17 protein-coding genes, 1 tRNA gene and 1 pseudogene are annotated in these 16,819 nt (G+C 65.3%); 13 read left to right on the top strand and 6 right to left on the bottom strand.

From position 1 onward, the window contains the following. Positions 1-239: 239 nt before the first annotated feature. The 5 genes and pseudogenes from BRX37_RS04330 to BRX37_RS04315 all read left to right on the top strand — a co-directional run bounded on the left by BRX37_RS04330 (position 240) and on the right by BRX37_RS04315 (position 7,832). A complete protein-coding gene (locus BRX37_RS04330; protein ID WP_125985666.1) occupies positions 240-2,966 on the top strand; it encodes a TonB-dependent receptor in 2,727 nt (908 codons plus the stop codon). A 105-nt stretch (positions 2,967-3,071) separates the two neighbouring features. After that, positions 3,072-3,764: a DUF6250 domain-containing protein gene (locus BRX37_RS04325; RefSeq protein WP_125985665.1), complete on the top strand. Its 693-nt coding sequence runs from the start codon at positions 3,072-3,074 to the stop codon at positions 3,762-3,764. Between the two features lie 73 nt (positions 3,765-3,837). After that, a pseudogene (locus BRX37_RS27595) lies at positions 3,838-5,223 on the top strand (exo-rhamnogalacturonan lyase family protein); the annotation flags it as partial. Positions 5,224-5,226: 3 nt separating this feature from the next. Then, positions 5,227-6,495, top strand: coding sequence for an exo-rhamnogalacturonan lyase family protein (locus tag BRX37_RS27590; protein ID WP_486056197.1), 1,269 nt, complete (start codon positions 5,227-5,229; stop codon positions 6,493-6,495). Between the two features lie 14 nt (positions 6,496-6,509). Further along, positions 6,510-7,832 (top strand): oligogalacturonate lyase family protein, encoded by a 1,323-nt coding sequence (locus BRX37_RS04315; RefSeq protein ID WP_125985663.1) that lies wholly within the window; start codon positions 6,510-6,512, stop codon positions 7,830-7,832. A gap of 21 nt (positions 7,833-7,853) precedes the next feature. On the opposite strand, the gene BRX37_RS04310 is transcribed toward BRX37_RS04315, so the two are convergent. Then, positions 7,854-8,423 (bottom strand): helix-turn-helix domain-containing protein, encoded by a 570-nt coding sequence (locus BRX37_RS04310; RefSeq protein ID WP_125985662.1) that lies wholly within the window; start codon positions 8,421-8,423, stop codon positions 7,854-7,856. A gap of 133 nt (positions 8,424-8,556) precedes the next feature. On the opposite strand from BRX37_RS04310, the gene BRX37_RS04305 reads away from it, so the two are divergent. The 3 genes from BRX37_RS04305 to BRX37_RS04295 all read left to right on the top strand — a co-directional run bounded on the left by BRX37_RS04305 (position 8,557) and on the right by BRX37_RS04295 (position 10,891). Beyond that, complete coding sequence (locus tag BRX37_RS04305) at positions 8,557-9,228, top strand: murein L,D-transpeptidase catalytic domain family protein (protein ID WP_029547954.1); 672 nt, start codon at positions 8,557-8,559, stop codon at positions 9,226-9,228. Between the two features lie 241 nt (positions 9,229-9,469). Next, complete coding sequence (locus BRX37_RS04300) at positions 9,470-10,201, top strand: hypothetical protein (protein ID WP_125985751.1); 732 nt, start codon at positions 9,470-9,472, stop codon at positions 10,199-10,201. Between the two features lie 15 nt (positions 10,202-10,216). Beyond that, on the top strand, positions 10,217-10,891 hold the full coding sequence (locus tag BRX37_RS04295) for a hypothetical protein (RefSeq protein WP_125985661.1): 675 nt from the start codon (positions 10,217-10,219) through the stop codon (positions 10,889-10,891). A 5-nt stretch (positions 10,892-10,896) separates the two neighbouring features. Here the strand turns inward: BRX37_RS04295 and BRX37_RS04290 are convergent, their stop codons facing one another. Together BRX37_RS04290 and BRX37_RS04285 are read right to left on the bottom strand one after the other, a co-directional pair. Then, positions 10,897-11,571 carry a hypothetical protein gene (locus tag BRX37_RS04290; protein ID WP_099234052.1) on the bottom strand — a complete coding sequence of 225 codons (675 nt, stop codon included), beginning with the start codon at positions 11,569-11,571 and terminating at the stop codon, positions 10,897-10,899. Positions 11,572-11,766: 195 nt separating this feature from the next. Further along, a complete protein-coding gene (locus BRX37_RS04285) occupies positions 11,767-11,964 on the bottom strand; it encodes a hypothetical protein (RefSeq protein ID WP_037506240.1) in 198 nt (65 codons plus the stop codon). Positions 11,965-12,257: 293 nt separating this feature from the next. On the opposite strand from BRX37_RS04285, the gene BRX37_RS04280 reads away from it, so the two are divergent. Both BRX37_RS04280 and BRX37_RS04275 read left to right on the top strand, forming a co-directional pair. Beyond that, entirely contained in the window at positions 12,258-12,794 is a 537-nt protein-coding gene (locus BRX37_RS04280) for a DUF4136 domain-containing protein (protein WP_125985660.1), read from the top strand. 13 nt (positions 12,795-12,807) lie between these two features. Further along, the gene (locus BRX37_RS04275; protein WP_125985659.1) at positions 12,808-13,440 is read left to right on the top strand and encodes a YidH family protein; all 633 of its coding nucleotides are present in this window, start codon (positions 12,808-12,810) and stop codon (positions 13,438-13,440) included. A gap of 39 nt (positions 13,441-13,479) precedes the next feature. Here BRX37_RS04275 and BRX37_RS04270 read toward each other — a convergent pair whose 3' ends face one another. Then, positions 13,480-14,109 (bottom strand): DNA-3-methyladenine glycosylase family protein, encoded by a 630-nt coding sequence (locus tag BRX37_RS04270; RefSeq protein ID WP_125985658.1) that lies wholly within the window; start codon positions 14,107-14,109, stop codon positions 13,480-13,482. Between the two features lie 76 nt (positions 14,110-14,185). Between BRX37_RS04270 and BRX37_RS04265 the strand changes: the two genes are divergently transcribed. Further along, complete coding sequence (locus BRX37_RS04265) at positions 14,186-14,503, top strand: 2Fe-2S iron-sulfur cluster-binding protein (protein WP_004210272.1); 318 nt, start codon at positions 14,186-14,188, stop codon at positions 14,501-14,503. Positions 14,504-14,512: 9 nt separating this feature from the next. Here BRX37_RS04265 and BRX37_RS04260 read toward each other — a convergent pair whose 3' ends face one another. Both BRX37_RS04260 and rlmB read right to left on the bottom strand, forming a co-directional pair. Then, complete coding sequence (locus tag BRX37_RS04260; RefSeq protein WP_125985657.1) at positions 14,513-15,280, bottom strand: hypothetical protein; 768 nt, start codon at positions 15,278-15,280, stop codon at positions 14,513-14,515. Positions 15,281-15,365: 85 nt separating this feature from the next. After that, a complete protein-coding gene (gene rlmB / locus BRX37_RS04255; RefSeq protein ID WP_010339339.1) occupies positions 15,366-16,106 on the bottom strand; it encodes a 23S rRNA (guanosine(2251)-2'-O)-methyltransferase RlmB in 741 nt (246 codons plus the stop codon). A gap of 103 nt (positions 16,107-16,209) precedes the next feature. Between rlmB and BRX37_RS04250 the strand changes: the two genes are divergently transcribed. Next, positions 16,210-16,295 (top strand) — tRNA-Tyr (locus BRX37_RS04250). A gap of 85 nt (positions 16,296-16,380) precedes the next feature. Then, entirely contained in the window at positions 16,381-16,701 is a 321-nt protein-coding gene (locus BRX37_RS04245; protein WP_097385455.1) for a DMT family transporter, read from the top strand. The last annotated feature ends 118 nt before the right edge of the window (positions 16,702-16,819 follow it).

Here is a 16,819-nt window from a genome sequence, read left to right as displayed (position 1 = left end):
GCGGTGAAGCGTCTGGTGACGCCTGATGATCCACATGATGGAACCATGGTCCGTTATGGCAACGGTTCATCGATGGTATGGCTCGCTTTGTCGCAAAGAGAGCGCCATCTCTACGTGTCCATATATAGATATGAATACCCAATATATGGGATATCAAAGGGTTGTCGCGGCGGGGTCTGGTCGCGGTCGACCTCAAACCCGTGCCCAAACGGGGGGGCACGCATAGGGAGGATGTTTAAGTGAGGTTTTCCAATTATCGCGCCTTGTTGTCGACGTCGGCCGTCGCCGCCGTCCTGCTGGGCGCCATGCCGGCCGCGGCACAAGACCAGCAGCAGTCCGGACAGCCCCAGCAGGCGCCCGAAGCGAGCAGCGAGGATATCGTCGTCACCGGTATCCGTTCCAGCCTTCAGGGCGCGCTCAACGCCAAGCGCAATGCAGCCCAGGTGCTGGACGCCATTTCGGCCGAGGATATCGGCAAGTTCCCGGACAAGAATGTCGGTGAAGCGCTGCAGCGCGTGACCGGCGTCCAGCTGACCCGTTCCGACGGCGAAGGCTCCGGCATCACCATCCGTGGTGCCGATCCGTCACTGAACCGCGTTGAGATCAACGGCGTCACCGCCCTGTCCACCACCGTGGGCGGCGGCCGCGACGTCGATTTCCGCGATCTGCCCTCCGAATTCGTCAACCGCCTGGAAGTGGTGAAGTCGGCGACCGCCGACATGACCGAAGGCGGCGTCGGCGGCACCGTGCGCGTCATCACCCGCCGGCCGTTCGACAATGGCGGCAAGCCCTATCTGGCCGGTTCCGCCCAGGCCATCTATGCCGATATCGGCGACCATATGGACCCGCGCCTGGCGCTGATCGGCAGCGACACCTTCGCCAATGGCACGATCGGCGTGCTGGTGTCGGGCACGTTCGAGAACCGCAATGTCGAAAGCCATCAGGCGCGCACCACCGGCTGGGTCCAGCTGGACAGCGATCCCAATACGGCCGGCATGCAGGCCTATGACCTCAACAATGACGGCGTCGGCGATTTCTTCCCCGACATTCCGCGCTATGTCATTAACCGCCTGGAAACCCGCCGCTATGCGCTGAACGGCATCCTGGAATGGCGCCCGAGCGACGATTTCAAGGCCTATGTCGAAAGCAACTGGACCAAGTCGATCCAGTCGGTGACCTCGCAATATCTGCAGACCGGCACCAGCGGCGGCATCGTCGACACGGAAAACACCATCATCGGCCCGGACAATACGGTCGAATATCTGGTGATGACCAACAATACGTCGAAGGCGCAGACCAGCCAGCTGGGCGTGTCCTATCGCAACATTCTGGGCGACATCAAGCGTACCACCTATAATGTCGCGCTGGGCGCCGACTGGACGACCGGCAACCTGACGCTGACGCCGAAAATCTCGCTGTCCAAGGCCAAGGCCTATAATAACGAGATCAATGCGACCGCGGCCGTCACCGGCATGTCCAGCCTGATCGTCGACTATAGCAACGGCCAGAATGCGCCGAACATCATCCTGCCCAATGATCCGACCACCACGGCCGGCATCAACCAGCTGACCGTGCTGCGCCGTCCGCGCTATGACGACCAGACCGAGAAGATGGCCAAGCTGGACGCGGAATATAAGACCGACGGCCGCCTGTTCACCTCGTTCAAGATTGGTGGCCAGTATCGCGACCTGACGGTCAAGAGCCGCTTCTACACCCGCACCACGACGCTCAATGGTTTCAGCGATCCGGCGGTGCAGGCACAAATCGACAGCATCGTCAGCGGCAATGCGGCGCTTGGCACCTCGCCCTTCTTCCACACCGGCAATCTGGGCTTCACCGGCGATTATAGCGGCTGGCTCAACATGACCCAGGGCGTGGCCGATGCGGTCGGCATTCCCGATCCGTTCGCGGAAGGCGGCTGCCCGGCCAATGCCGACGGCACCTGTCAGGTCTATACCGACACCTGGAAGGTCGGCGAACGCAACCTGGCGGGCTATGGCCAGGCCAGCTTCGCCTTCGATGTCGGAGCCGTGCCCGTCAGCGGCGTGATCGGCGCCCGCGTCGTCAATACCAAGGTCAACACCTCGGGCTATCTCAGCACCGGTGGCGTGATCTCACCCGTATCCTATGACAGCAACAGCACCGAATTCCTGCCCTCGATCAACATGAAGGCGGAACTCATCCCCAACAAGCTGATGGCGCGTGCGACCGCGACCGAAGTGATGGCCCGTCCGCTGCCGCAGCAGCTGGCCCCGCGCTTCACCATCGACGTGGTTGGCCTGTCGGGTTCGCGCGGCAACCCGGATCTGCAGCCGTTCCGCGCTCGCCAATATGATGCGGGCCTGGAATATTATATCAACCGCACCAGCTTCGCGTCGGTCACCTATTTCCGCAAGGAAATCAGCTCGTTCATCCAGAACACGACCGAACCTTACACCGATGCCAGCGGCGTGACCTACACCATCACCGTGCCCACCAACGGCACGCAGAAGGTGACGATCAACGGCGTGGAAGCCGGCGCGCAGATCGCGTTCGACTTCATCGACGTGCCGGTGCTCAAGCAGATGGGCGTGGTCGCCAACTATACCTATTCCAAGGATAGCGGCTATGAAGGGAAGGATTATTTCACCGGCGATTCCCTGCCCTTCCAGGGCCTGTCGCGCCATGCCTACAATATCTCGGCCTATTATGAAGACGACGTCGTCAGCCTGCGGGGCGCCTATAATTGGCGGTCCAAATATCTGATCACGGCGCAGGGCCGCGGCAACAATCCCGAGTTCGGCGAAGCCTATGGCCAGCTCGATGCGTCGCTCAACGTCACGCTGATGCCGGGCATCTCGATGTTCCTGGAGGGCGTCAACCTGCTCGACGCGACGCGCAAGGAAAATGCCAACAGCGTCGAACGCCGCACCATCATCGAGACGGTCGGCCGCCGCGTCTATGGCGGTATCCGCTTCAAGCTCTGATTGGCGCTCATGGCCTGGCCTCCCCCAGGTCATGAGACAGGCTGCGGGTCGGGACATGCCCGACCCGCAGCATCATTTTTTCAAGATCAAGCGGGACAGGTCGCCATGTTCTCTCGCCGCACCCTCCTTGCATCGCTGGCCCTGACGCCGATCGCCGGCCCCTTGAACGCTGCGGCGCGGGGCCCGCTCTGGCGCGACGATTTCCGCCATGGCCTCAAACAATGGCAGCTGGAGGCAGTGGGCGACGCGCGCGTGACCGCGCAGGACGGCCTGCTCGACATCGTCGCGCCCAGGGGGCTGACGCTCTGGTTCCGCAAGCAACTAAGCGGCCCGGTCGCGATCCGCTATGATGTGCGCGCCGTGTCGGACGGCGGCCCCTATGACGAGGTCAGCGACGTCAACGCTTTCTGGATGGCGCGCGACCCGGCTGCGCCCGGCGGATCGGCGCTCGGCCGCACGCGCAGCGGCACGTTCGAGGAGTATGACAGCCTCCGCACCTATTATGTCGGCATTGGCGGTAACCGGAACAGCACCACGCGAATGCGTCGCTATGTCGGCGAACCGGGCCATCGCCCGTTGCTGCCGGAACATGACCGCACCGACAAGGCGGCGATGCTGGTGCCCAATCAATGGTTTTCGATCGGCCTGATCGCCAACGGATCTCATATCATGGTGGAGCGGGACGGCGCGACCCTGTTCACGCTCGACGATCCCGATCCCTATCGCAGCGGCCATTTCGGCCTGCGCACGACGCAGAGCCATCTTCAGGTCCGCAATTTCACCATCACCAAGATCTGAACAACATAAAAGGGAGAGCAAAGTGGATATCAGGGCGGGGATCAGCCGGCGCGACAGCCTGAAGGCAGGATTGATGGCGAGCGCGACCGCGCTGCTGCCGGGCGCGGCGCAGGCGGCGACTGGCGCGCGTGGCGGCGCCATGCCGGAAACGCCGGTGCGCTGGATCGACGATGCCGCCCCGCCGCTCTCGCTCGGCCAGACCTTCGGCGTGCCATGGCCGCGCGGCGTGCTGCGCGCCGGCAAGCCGCTGTCGGTGCAGGGCGCCGATGGCACCGCTTTGCCCTCGCAGCACTGGACGCTGGCCACCTGGCCCGACGGTTCGATCAAATGGACCGCCCATGCGCTGCCGGCGGGCACTGGCCAGCCCGGCGCGCTGCGCGTGGTGCAGGGCAAGCCCGCCGCGCCGCAGGCGCCGGTACTGGTGCGCGAACTCGCCGACCGGATCGAGATTCAGGTCGGTACGCTGCGCTGGAGCATCGGCCGGTCGGGCAATGCGATCATCCAGTCGGCGCAGCAGGGCGGTCGCACCGTCGTTGGTCCCCTGACCCTGGTCGCCAGCGTCGACAGCGCGCCCGAAGGCGGCACCCGCACGCCTTTCACCGGCCGCATCACCAGCGCCACGGTTGAGCAGAAGGGGCCGGTCCGCGCTGTCGTCAAGCTGACCGGTGTGCATGAAGGGCAGGGGCGGCAGCTATTGCCCTTCACCCTGCGCCTCTATGCCCATGCCGGCGGCGATCATCTGCGCATCGTCCACAGCTTCATCTTCGATGGCGATCCGGCGAAGGATTTCATCAGCGGCATCGGCCTGACCGCTGCCGTGCCGATGGCCGGCGCCCCGCATGACCGTCATGTCCGCCTCGCCACCGCCGACGATGGCCTGTTCAGCGAAGCGGTGCGGCCGCTCACCGGCCTGCGCCGCGATCCGGGCAAGGCGGTGCGCGCCGCGCAGATCGCCGGCAAGGCGGTGCCGATGGACGCGATGGCGCCGGGCGTCGCCAAGCTGCTCGATCGCATCCCGACCTGGGGCGATTTCGACCTGACCCAATTGTCCGCCGACGGTTTCGCCATCGCCAAGCGCACCCAGGACGGCCATGCCTGGGTCGATTCCGTCGCCGGCAGCCGGTCACAGGGCCTGGGCTATATCGGCTCGCCCCAGGGCGGCGCGGCGATCGCCACCCGCTATTTCTGGCAGCGCCACCCGTCCCAGATCAGCATTCGCGACGCCGAAAGCGACATGGCGACGCTGACCGCCTGGCTCTGGTCGCCCGATGCCAAGCCGATGGACATGCGCTCCTATCGCGGCGTCCTGGGGATGGAAGGCTATGACGCCCAGAATGAAGGGCTCGACATCACCTATGAGGATTATGAGCCCGGCTGGGATGCCGCGACCGGCGTTGCCCGCACCAGCGAGTTGACCCTCTGGGCCTGCGCCGCCACCCCCTCGGCCGAGGCGCTGGCCGCCATGGCACAGGCGAACGCCGTGCCGCCGCAGCTGATGGTGACGCCCGACCGCATTCATGCCGCTGGCGTGTTCGGCATCTGGAGCCTGCCCGACCGCTCGACGCCCATGAAGGCGCGGATCGAGGACCAGAATAGAAATCTGGTCGACTTCTATGTTGGTGAGGTCGATCGCCGCCGCTGGTATGGTTTCTGGAACCATGGCGACATCATGCACACCTATGATTTCGACCGGCATGTCTGGCGCTATGACATTGGCGGCTTCGCCTGGGACAATAGCGAATTGTCGCCCGACCTGTGGTTCTGGACCAGCGTGCTGCGCACCGGCAATGCCGCCGCCTTCCGTTTTGCCGAGGCGCTGACCCGCCATACGGGCGAGGTCGACGTCTATCATCTCGGCCGTTTCAAGGGGCTGGGCACGCGCCATGGCGTCCAGCACTGGAGCGACAGCAGCAAGCAGCCGCGCGTCAGCAACGCCATGTATCGCCGCATCTTCTATTATCTGACCGCCGACGAGCGCGCCGGCGACCTGATGCGCGATCTGGTCACGTCCGACCTGTCGCTGGAGCATGTCGAGATCGGCCGCAAGGTGCCGGGCGCGGAGCGCAATCCGCTGCCGGCCGGCGTCATTGACCTCAGCTTCGGCACCATGTGGTGTTCGGTCGCCTCGGCCTGGCTCACCGAATGGGAGCGGACCGGCGACAAGAAGTGGCGCGAGCGACTGCTGAACGGCATGGATAGCATCGGTCGGCTGAAATATGGCTGGCTGGCGGGCAGCGCGCCCTATGACCTCAAGACCGGGCGCTTCATGGGCGCGGGGGACAAGATCTCGATCTCGCACCTCAATGCCGTGTTCGGCGCGCTGGAGGTGAATGCCGAGCTTCTCGACCTGCTCGATGTGCCGCGCTATCGCACTGCCTGGCTCGATTATTGCCGCTGGTTCAATGCCTCGCCGCAGGAGTGGAAGGCGAAGTTCGACCAGCCCTTCGGCCGCCGCAACCTCAAGGAAGGCCATTCGCGCCTGACCGCCTATGTCGCGCGCGAAACCGGCGACAGGGAATTGGCGGTCCGCGCCTGGAAGGAGTTTCTGGGCGGCGACGCGGGCCTCGGCCTGTCGAACGGCGATCCGCGCGTGGCGCTGAAGGGGCCGGCCTATGTCCGCCCGATCGTCGAATGGCCCGACGTCTCCACCAATGCGGCGTCGCAATGGGGCCTTGCCGCGATCGAAAATCTGGCGCTCATTCCCGACGCGCTCGCCGACGCTGCCAACTGATGAAGGGCCATAAGATGAAGACGATGATGATGGGCCTGATGGCGGCGCTGACCGTAAGCGCGGCGACCCCGGCGCTGGCCAAGCCCGTGGCCGAATGGGTCGACCAGACCACCGGTCACCGCGTGCTGCGGCTGACCGACACGCCGGGCAGCGCCAGCCTCTATTTCCACCAGAACAGCTATACGCCGCAGGGCGACAAGATGGTGATCTCCACCCCCGACGGCATTTCGGTGCTGACGCTGGCGGACTGGAGCATCAGGCCGCTGGTCAAGGGCAAGGATATCCAGCTGCTCTTCACCGGGCGCAAGACGCGCACCGCCTATTATGCCAGCCACAGGCGCGATGATGGCGCCGGCGCGACGACGCTCTATGCCGCCGACATCGACAGCGGCAAGGTGCGCAAGATCGCGACCGTCGATCGCGGCTCGATCGGCTCGATCAATGCGGACGAGACGCTGCTGCTCGGCCAATGGGCGGCGAGCGACAAGCCGCTCCAGCCCGACGGTACGCAGAAGCGCGCCGCGCCGGAGATCAAGCAGCAGTTCGGCCAGGCCAATTATGCCGCCAACGGCCCGGACGGAAAGCCGCTCAGCTTTGCCGAGGCAAAGGAAGTGCGCCTCAATGAACGGCTGGAAGCGCGCATCCCGATGGAGATCTTCACCATCGATATCCGCACCGGGGAGCGCAAGGTGGTGGTCGCCTCCACCGACTGGCTCAACCATATCCAGTTCTCGCCGACCGACCCCGGCCTCATCATGTATTGCCATGAAGGCCCCTGGCACAAGGTCGACCGGATCTGGACGATCCGCACCGACGGCAGCGGCCAGCAGCTGGTCCACAAGCGCACGATGAACATGGAAATTGCCGGCCACGAGTTCTTCTCGCCGGACGGCAAGTGGATCTGGTATGATCTGCAGACGCCGCGTGGCGAAGTGTTCTGGCTGGCGGGCTATGAGCTGGCGACCGGGCATCGCCAATGGTTCAAGGTCGACCGCAACCAATGGTCGGTCCATTACAACCAGGCGCCCGATTTGAAGCATTTCTCCGGCGACGGCGGCGACAGCGAAATGGTCGCCCATGCCCCCGACGGCAAATATCTCTATCTCTTCACGCCCCAGGCCATTCCCGATGTCGCCGGCATCCATGCCGACAATGCCGCCGACCTGATCGCGCCGGGCACCTTCGGCGTCGAGAAGATCGTCGACATGCGCAAGCATGACTATCGGCTGGAGCCCAACATCACCTTCACGCCCGACGGCAAATGGATGATCTTCCGCTCCAACATGGACGGCGCGCCGCAAATCTACGCGGCGGAGATTGCCAAGACGGCGGGCTGATCGGCGCGGGACGATGCCGGATCAGTCGGCATCGTCCTCGCTGTGCATGATGTCGGCGCGGGTGATGGTGCCGCCCTGGCTGTGGACCACGGCCAGCCGCTTGCGGCCCTTGTCGCGGAAGCTGATCTCGCCGCTGTCGATCGCGGGATCGGCGATCATGATGAGGGCGTCGAACACGCCACGCGCCTCGCGCAATTCGCTCAGGATCGTCAGCAGTTCGTGGGATGTGATGCGGGTGCCGCCTTCGCTGTCGGGCATCTGCTTCTCGATGATCCGGTGCAGCGCCTCGACGATCGCCAGCGTCGGATGCAACCGCTCGACCGGCACCGGCGGGGTCAGCGGCACGGCGCGAACATCGGCCAGCGCCAGATAGGGGTCGATCGCGCCGGGGCCGAAGACCTGCTCGATATTGGCAAGGGTCACGGCGTCCAGGTTGCTCGCCTCGTTGCGGGCATTCTTGACCGTGCCGGCCGAACAGCCGATCCGCTCCGCCAGCTGGCTGTCGGACAGGCCATGGGCCTTCTGGATGCGCCGCACGATGGTGGCGACTACTTCCCGATAGATGCCGTTCGATAGCCGCGTTCCGGCCATGTCCCGCTTCTCCCGCTTCGACGTGCCCCGCCCGCCAAAAATGCCGGGCCGGACGGATGTGCGCAAGACTTTGTGCGCGGCGCCCGATTCCGGCAAAGACCTTGGCGGGGCCTGCACCCTAGTTGCACCATCCATGAACCCCGATCGTCGCCGTTTTCTCCTCTCCGCTTCCGTTCTGGTCGCGGGCGCTGTCGGCACCGCGCGTGCCTCTGCGCCGGGGCCGATGCGCGCGCTGAAACCCATGGTGCCGGCCCAGCCGATCGCGCCGCTCACCACGCCGACCCCGCCGGCGCTGGTGAAGCCCGCTTTGTTCGCGCAGGCCCGCGCGGCGCTGGAACGGCATCCGCAGATCGTCAACCGGCACCGCATGGCGCTGGTCGATTTTGCCGCGCCCTCGTCGGAGCCGCGGCTGCACATCGTCAACCTGCTGGATGGCACCACCACCTCCTATCTGGTGGCGCATGGCAGCGGATCGGACCCGGATCATAGCGGCTGGCTGGAGCGCTTTTCCAATGCGCCCGGTTCCAACGCCTCCTGTTCGGGCGCGTTCCTGACGGCCGATCCCTATGTCGGGAAACATGGCCCGTCGCAGCGCTTGCAGGGGCTCGATCCGACCAATGACAATGCGATGAGCCGGGCGATCGTGCTGCATGGTGCCTGGTATGCCGAACCCACGCTGGCCGGTGCGCGCGGCAAGCTGGGGCGCAGCCAGGGCTGTTTCGCGGTCGGCGACAGCGTCCGGTCGCAGGTCATGGCCCAGTTGGGCCGGGGCAGCCTGATCTACGCGGCCAAGCTGGTCGTCTGACCTTCTACAGTTAAGCGCGTCGCCCCAATCGGCGCGCGGGTCCGTGCCGCCGCTTAACCCCTTTCGCGGTGGGCACCATGGCCGTCCGGGAGCGATGCTTGCATCGCTCCCGGACTTTATTTCTCGGTATTTTCCCTGAGCCCTATCCACGGCTTTGCCGAATGCGCCGCGCCAGCGTTGCTGTAGCATGCGGCCGTCTGCGAATCCGCTTTCCGGCGTCGCAGGAACAGGGGACATGAGGATGACGCGTTTTTCGACATTCTTGTCGGTGACCGCCTTGCTGGCGGCTGCCCTTCCGATCTCGCCGGCCCATGCGGCGCCGCCGCGCGATGTCGATGATCTGGTCGGCGCGCGAGGCTCTTCGGGGGGAAATGCGCTCCAGTCGCGTGGCTATCGCATCGCCAAGCAGAATGGCCTCACCAACTATTGGTGGAACAGCGCGAAGGACCAGTGCATCCGCGTCATCACCTATAATGGCCGCTATGATGCGATCGACAGCGCGTCGGACGGCGATTGCGGCCATGGCGGTGGCAATACGGCCGCAGCGGCCGTAGCCGGCGTTGCGGCGATCGGCCTGATCGCGGCGCTCGCCAGTCACAAGAAGAGCCATAATGACAGTTCGGCCCAGCATGACAGCGAATATGAGCGCGGCTATCATGACGGCCTGTATGGCGGTGACTATGATCGCAACGACAGCGAAGCCTATCATTCGGGCTTTTCGGCGGGCAATGCGGAGCGGAGCAATCGCCTTGCCGCCAACAGCCAGATCGTGCGGGGCGCGCCGGCGGCGGCGCAGCGGGCCTGTGCCCGGCGCGGCGACGAGTTCCAGAATGTGCCGGCGGGCAGTTCCGTGCCGGTCAGCGTCTATCCGCAAGGTGGGGATCGCTATGAGATCATCGTCGCGTCCGGCCATTATCGCTCGCGCTGCACTGTGACGGGCAATGGCAATGTGATGTCGATGGACCCCTATTGAACGAAAGGATGCATCATGAGGAATGCCATGATCGCGACCGTCGCGCTGTCGGCGTTGGCCATGCCGGCCATCGCCCAGGCCCCGGTGCGCAGCGAGCGGGTGCAATTCGCCAAAGGGACCGCATCCAAGGTCATCAAGGCGTCGCTCAAGGGCTATGACATGGTCGATTATCTGGTCGGCGCACGGGCCGGCCAGACCATGAATGTCCGGCTTCAGACCAGCAACGCCTCCAGCTATTTCAACGTGATCGCGCCCGGTGCCGGGGATAGCGCCATGTTCGTCGGCTCGTCCGTCGGCAACAGCTTTTCCGGCCGCCTGCCCGCCAATGGCGATTATCGCATTCGCGTCTATCTGATGCGCAATGCCGCCCGCCGCAACGAAGTCGCCAATTATATCCTGACCGTCAGCGTGCAGGCGCTGGCGGCGACCGCAGCGCAGGTGATGCCGGCGGCGACCGGCCCGGCGCTGACGCCCGGCAACATGCCCGCTTATTGTCGGGGGGAAGTGTCCGGCCAATATGGCACCCGCCCGTCCTATGTGAAGACCGGCGCGATCGCCAAGGCGCCCGGTGGTTTCTTCATCGACGGCACGGTCGACAAGGGCAGCGAGGGGATCAAGCGCTTCCGTTGCCGCTTCGACGCGCAGCGTCGCTTCGTCGATGTGATGGCGATGACGCCGGACGGCAAATAGCCGGGTCAGCCGCCCAGGATCAGGAAGCTCGCCCCGCTGTTGATCAGCGAGGCGAGCAGCCAGGTACCCAACGCCGATCGGAACGCCTTGCCGGTCGATTTCCGGGTGCGACTGCGCAGCCAGATCGTCTCGATCCGCAGATACCAGCTGATCGTCACCAGCATGATGACCAGCGCGGCGATCGCCCAGGCGACGTCGCCGAGGCGCGCCAGGATCGACGCGATGCCCAGCACCAGCGCGGCCGGCCCGGCAATATAGCATTGGGCGTAGAAAGGACGGCGCAGCGTGTCGCGGTTGAGCGCCAGGCCCTGCGCCTTCAGCCGCCGCACCGCGAACATCAGCGGATAGATGGCGAAGAGGAAGGCGCGCAGCACCAGCAGGTTCATTTCCGACGCGGTGATTTCCTTGCCGATGCCGGTGGTCGCGACCTCCGGCATCTTCTGGTGCGACGCCACCTCGATCAGGTGCGACAGCAATATGGTCAGCATCAGGAACAGGGGCGGGCTCAGCATGTCGGTGAATTGCTGGTCCGGCGCATCCTCCAGTTCCTTGTCGGAATAGCGCAGCATCTGAATCGGGTGGCGGATGGTCCGCCACAAGGTGCGGGGATAGAAGACCAGCCAGCTCATCGCCTCATAGAGAAATTCTTCCAGCGACTGGAACAGGCGTAGGAAATCCATCGATACTCCCGATCATGAGGAAGGGTGGTATCCCGCCGCCGGGGCAGGGGCGTGCCGCCGGGCAGGGTTGTGCAGGCGGGCTGGGCAGGCGTTGGTGCCGCCCCGGCCGAATGTTTCCCGGTTCAGTTGGGCCGGTTCAGCGTGAATCCGTCAGCCCGTTCAACGCAGGCCCGTCCGGCTCGGATGATGGCCGCGCTAGCGGTTGCTGGCGAGCTGTTGCCCGGCGCGCACCGCCGGTTTGTCCGCGGTCAGATCGTCGAGCCAGGGCAGGGCCGGTGGCGCCAGCCTGACGGTCGGGGTTGCATCCTGCGGCGTGCCCATACTGCTTGCCGTGGCCAGTGCCACACAAATGCCGGCGCCCGCTGCGACCATTGCAGGCCAGTCTCTTACCATCGCACACAGCTCCCTCTGCTGGGCTGCGATCGGCAGGAAAAGTTTCGCGATTGGCGCCGCGACTCACCCGTCCGAACGCTGGAATAGGGGGATGATCGCGCATTCGCGGGCATCGCGCCATAGCGGATTTTCCGGGGGCGGGCGATCGTCCCGCTTTGGTCCGACCGCGGCTTTCGGGCGCCGCTTCACGCCATGGGATAGGGATATCCGGGGCGGTCCCTAGGGGAGAATCCCGATGGCTGGCCCGGCGTCCGCTTGGCTATGCCCAGGGATGTTCAAAGGGAGGTCGCGATATGATCAGGCGCATATTCGTCACGGGTCTGCTGCTGGCGCTGGCAGGCTGTGCCACCACGCCACGGGTCAATTATGATGCCGATCCCGCCGCCAATTTCGCCAGCTATCGCAGCTATAGCTGGGCGTCGATCAATGTGCCGCAGGGCATGAACCCGCTGCTGTTCCAGCGGGTGAAGGCGTCGATCGACACCGCCCTCGCGGCGCGCGGCTATAGTCAGGCTGATCCCGGCGAATTTGCCATCGGCTTTACCCTGGGCGCCCGCGACCGGGTGGAGGTGACCGATTTCGGTCCCTATGCCACCTATTATCGTCCCTGGGGCGGGTGGGCCGGCTGGGGCGGCTATCGCAATGTCGATGTGCGCAACGTGACCGACGGCACGCTGACGGTCGACATTTATGACACCGGGACGAAACAGCCGGTCTGGCACGGCACGGCCACGCAGGAGGTCAGCCGCAAGAGCCCCGACCAGGCGACAATCGACAAGGCGGTGACCGCCGTGCTCGCCAATTTCCCGCCGCCGATCAAGCCGAACTGACAGGAGGGGGCATATGGCCGAATCGCAGGAACCCAGGGGCATACCGGTACGCCCGGCCCGCAATGTGGGCGAGCCCGTGCCGCCCATTCCGTCGGTCGATATGAGTGATGCCGAAGGGGCATCGACCGCCTATTCGCATTTCCGCACCGGCCTGTCGCGCCATCGCACGGGTCTGTCGGAACATCGCACCGACCTGTCCGAATATCGCACCGACCTGTCCGGGCATCGCACCGAAATGTCGATGCGCCGGACCGGCATGTCGTTCCAGCGCACCCGGATGAGCGCGGACCGGACCCTGATGTCGGAAATGCGCACGGCGCTGTCGCTGATCGGCTTCGGCTTCACCATCAACCAGGCATTCCAGAAGATGCAGGACGCGGGCAGCATCCAGAATGTCAACGCGCCGCGCAATTTCGGCGTGGCGCTGCTGGTGTTCGGCATCGTGCTGCTGGCCGGCGGCATCGTGCGGCATGTCCAATTCGCGACCGAATTGCGGGATCGGCGCAAGATCATGACGGAGGATGGGCTGATTCACTCCGACAGCCGCTTCCCGATCTCGGTGACGCTGGTGATTGCGCTGTGCCTGCTGGCGCTGGCGCTGGCGGCGGTGCTGGGCATCGTCTTCAACATCGCCCTGCTGGGCTGAATCGCGGGCAGGCGGGCGGGGTCTGTGCCCCGCCGCGTCTCAGCTCTGCAGCATGTCCTGCCCGCTATTATAATGGTGCCAGGCCATGATCGCGGCGGCGCCGCGATGCGGCCGCCAAGCTTCGGCAAGGTCGCGGGTCAGCTTCTCGCTCGGCCGCTCGCCCAGCCCCAGGATGCGCCCGACCGCGATCTGCACCGCCAGGTCGCCGGCCGGCCAGATGTCGGGGCGGCCTTCGGCGAACAGCAGATAGATTTCCGCCGACCAGCGGCCGATCCCCTTGATCTGCACCAGTTGCGCGATCGCGGCCTCATCGTCGGCGGGCAGGGCGTGGAGATCGAGCGTGCCGTCCACCACCAGTTCGGCCAGGCTGCGGGCATAGCCCTGTTTCTGCCGCGACAGGCCACAGGCGCGCAACGTATCGAAATCGCGCGCCAGCAGCGCTTCGGGTGTGCAGCCCACGCCCAGCTCCGCCTCCAGCTTGCGCCAGACCGCCGCGGCGGAGGCGACGCTGACCTGCTGGCCGACGATGGTGCGCAGCAAGGTCTCATAGCCCGGTTCGCGCACGCGCGGCACCGGATAGCCGACGCTGGCGATCGCCGCGCCGAATGCCGGCTCCGCCGCAGCGATGAAGTCCAGGCTGACGCGCAATTCTTCCGCCGTGCTTACCATGTCCGCCCGTCCAGCCCTTGATTTCGCCGCCGCTGTCGGTCAGAGCGGCGGGGATAAGTCCAAAAGGAATGGGTAGATGCCGAAGCTGATCGTGGTCAACCGTGATGGTGCCGAACAGACTGTTGAGGGGGACAAGGGTCTCTCGGTGATGGAAGTCATTCGCGACCATGGCTTTGACGAGCTGCTCGCGCTGTGCGGCGGCTGCTGCTCCTGCGCGACCTGCCATGTCTATGTCGACCCGGCCTTTGCCGACGCCCTGCCGGCGATGAGCGAAGACGAGAATGACCTGCTCGACAGCAGCGATCATCGCAACGAGACCAGCCGCCTGTCCTGTCAGGTCGTGCTGAGCGACGCGCTTGACGGCCTGCGCGTCACCATCGCGCCGGAAGACTGATTTCTTACTTCAGGGCCTGACCCGCAACGTCGCGGCCGGCGCATCGCCGGTCAGCGGCGTGATGGTCCATGTGATGCGCTTGCCCTCCGGCACGGTGGTTGCGCCATCTTCCTGATTCTGGCTGACGATCTCTGCATCGGTGGTCAGCGTGAACGTGCCGTTCAGCGCCTTGGCGGCGGCGTCGCCCGATCCGCCGCCCATGCCGGCCGGCCCCTGGCTCTTGTCGAAACCGTTGGAAAAGCCCGGTGCCTTCACCCGCACCCGGTCCGCCCCGCGCATTTCCACCGCGACGAAGGGCAGGACGATCTGCGCGTCGATGTTGAAGGGGAAGAGGAAGGCATGGTCCAGCCTTCCGCTGATCGCATAGTCGATCGCGAATTTATGATCGCCCAGATACTGGACCGACCGGAACCCTTTTTCCTTGGTGAGCGCACTCGCCATCGCCTGCATCTGCGCATCGTCGCCGCTGGCCTTGTCGAATTGCGGTTCGGCGGGCGGGGCGGGTGTCTTGCTCTGGCTCTGCGCGACTTTCTGCAGCACGGCCTCCTCGCCCTCGGGCGGGGCGACGCCTTCCAGCGGATCCTCCTCCGCATCGCTGTTCAGGCCGCCCAGCGCCTTGTCCATGTCCGACGCCAATATCTCGCCCTTATAGGCAAAGGCGAAGCTGCGGTCGGCGCGGATGTCTAGGGTGGAGGTGAAGCTGCCGGGGGTCACCAGGCATCCGGGCAGCATCAGCAGCGCCGCCAGTGCGCCCGCCGCGCGGGACAATAGGACCATGGCGAACCCCCGTTCGTCTGCGCGACGATATGGGCGGGGCAGGGCGCCCTACCCACATCGCCGCAAGATGGTGCCCGGCGGCCGCTTACCGGCTGGTGGCGGCGTACAGGGCGATCGCTGCCGCATTGGAGACGTTCAGGCTCTCCATGCGCGGGCTGATCGGCAGCTTAGCGATAATGTCGCAATGTGCCATGGTGTTGTGGCGCAGCCCTTCGCCCTCGGCGCCCAGCACCAGCGCGACGCGCGATTCGCCGATCGCGTCGGCCAGCACGGTGTCGCAGTCGCCGTCCAGGCCGATGCGCCAGTAACCGGCCTCGGCAATCTCTTCGAGCGCACGGGCCAGGTTCACCACCCGCACCCAGGGCACGGTTTCCAGTGCGCCCGACGCGGCACGGGCCAGCACGCCCGATTCGGGCGGCGCATGCCGGTCCTGGGTTACGATGCACAGCGCGTCGAAGGCCGCGGCCGAACGCAGGATCGCGCCGACATTATGCGGATCGGTCACCTGGTCGAGCACCAGGATCGGGCGCTGGTCGTCCTGCCCCTGTTCCAGCACGTCGCCCAGCCAGACATCGTCCAGCGGCTCGACTTCGGCGACGATGCCCTGATGCGGCGCATCCGACGGCACCATCCGGCCCATGTCGGCGACGTCGGAATAGACGATCGGCAGCACGGGCGGCAGGTCGAGCGCGCCGATCGCTTCGCGCGTGCCCCATATCTTGCGCACGACGCGGTTCGGATTGGCGAGCGCAGCCGTGATGGCATGGCGTCCGTAGAAGCGGGGGAAGGCGCCTTTCGGCTTGCCGGTACGATGTCCTCTTTTCATGTTTTCGCTCTTTTCACATCACCCCATTGACAGGCAAGCCTCCATTCGCCATTGAGCCGCCTCCAGCGCGGCGGGACAGCAAATTTCCACCGCGTAGGGCACTGGACAGGTGGCCGAGTGGTTAAAGGCAGCAGACTGTAAATCTGCCCGGGTTTCCGTACGCTGGTTCGAATCCAGCCCTGTCCACCACTGCTCTCATCGGCGCGCCGCCTCTTTCGGGTTTCCGGTCCGCGCGCCGCTCCAGCCGAGCCCGTTACCGCATGAGGAACGCCGCTTGGCTTGGGTCATTCTCGGCATCGCCGTATTCACCGAAATCATCTGGGCATTGAGCCTGAAATGGGCCGCCACCGTCGGCAGCTGGCAGGCTTCCGTCGTGCCCATTGCCCTGAGCTTCCTCAACATGGGGCTGCTGGCGCTGGCGATGAAGGATCTGCCGGCGGGCACCGCCTATGCGATCTGGACGGGCCTGGGCGCCGTGGGCGTCATCATCGGCGGCATGATTCTCTATGGCGATCGAGTCAACATGGCCCAGATCGGCTTCATGGCGATGATCGTGATTGGCGTGGTCGGCACCAAATTGTCGGCGCAGGCCTGATATCCGACCCTGATCGTCGCCGCTGATTCGCGCGGCATGATTCGGCGCATGGCCTGATCGCGGGATCGGGGCGTCGCGCCGCAGGCTTATTGCCGCAGCGCAACAAAAACGGCGGAAG

The sequence above is a fragment of the Sphingomonas sp. S-NIH.Pt3_0716 genome, assembly GCF_003950715.1.
Classification (GTDB): Bacteria; Pseudomonadota; Alphaproteobacteria; order Sphingomonadales; family Sphingomonadaceae; genus Sphingobium; species Sphingobium yanoikuyae_A.
This window is presented reverse-complemented; position numbering and strand designations above follow the sequence as displayed.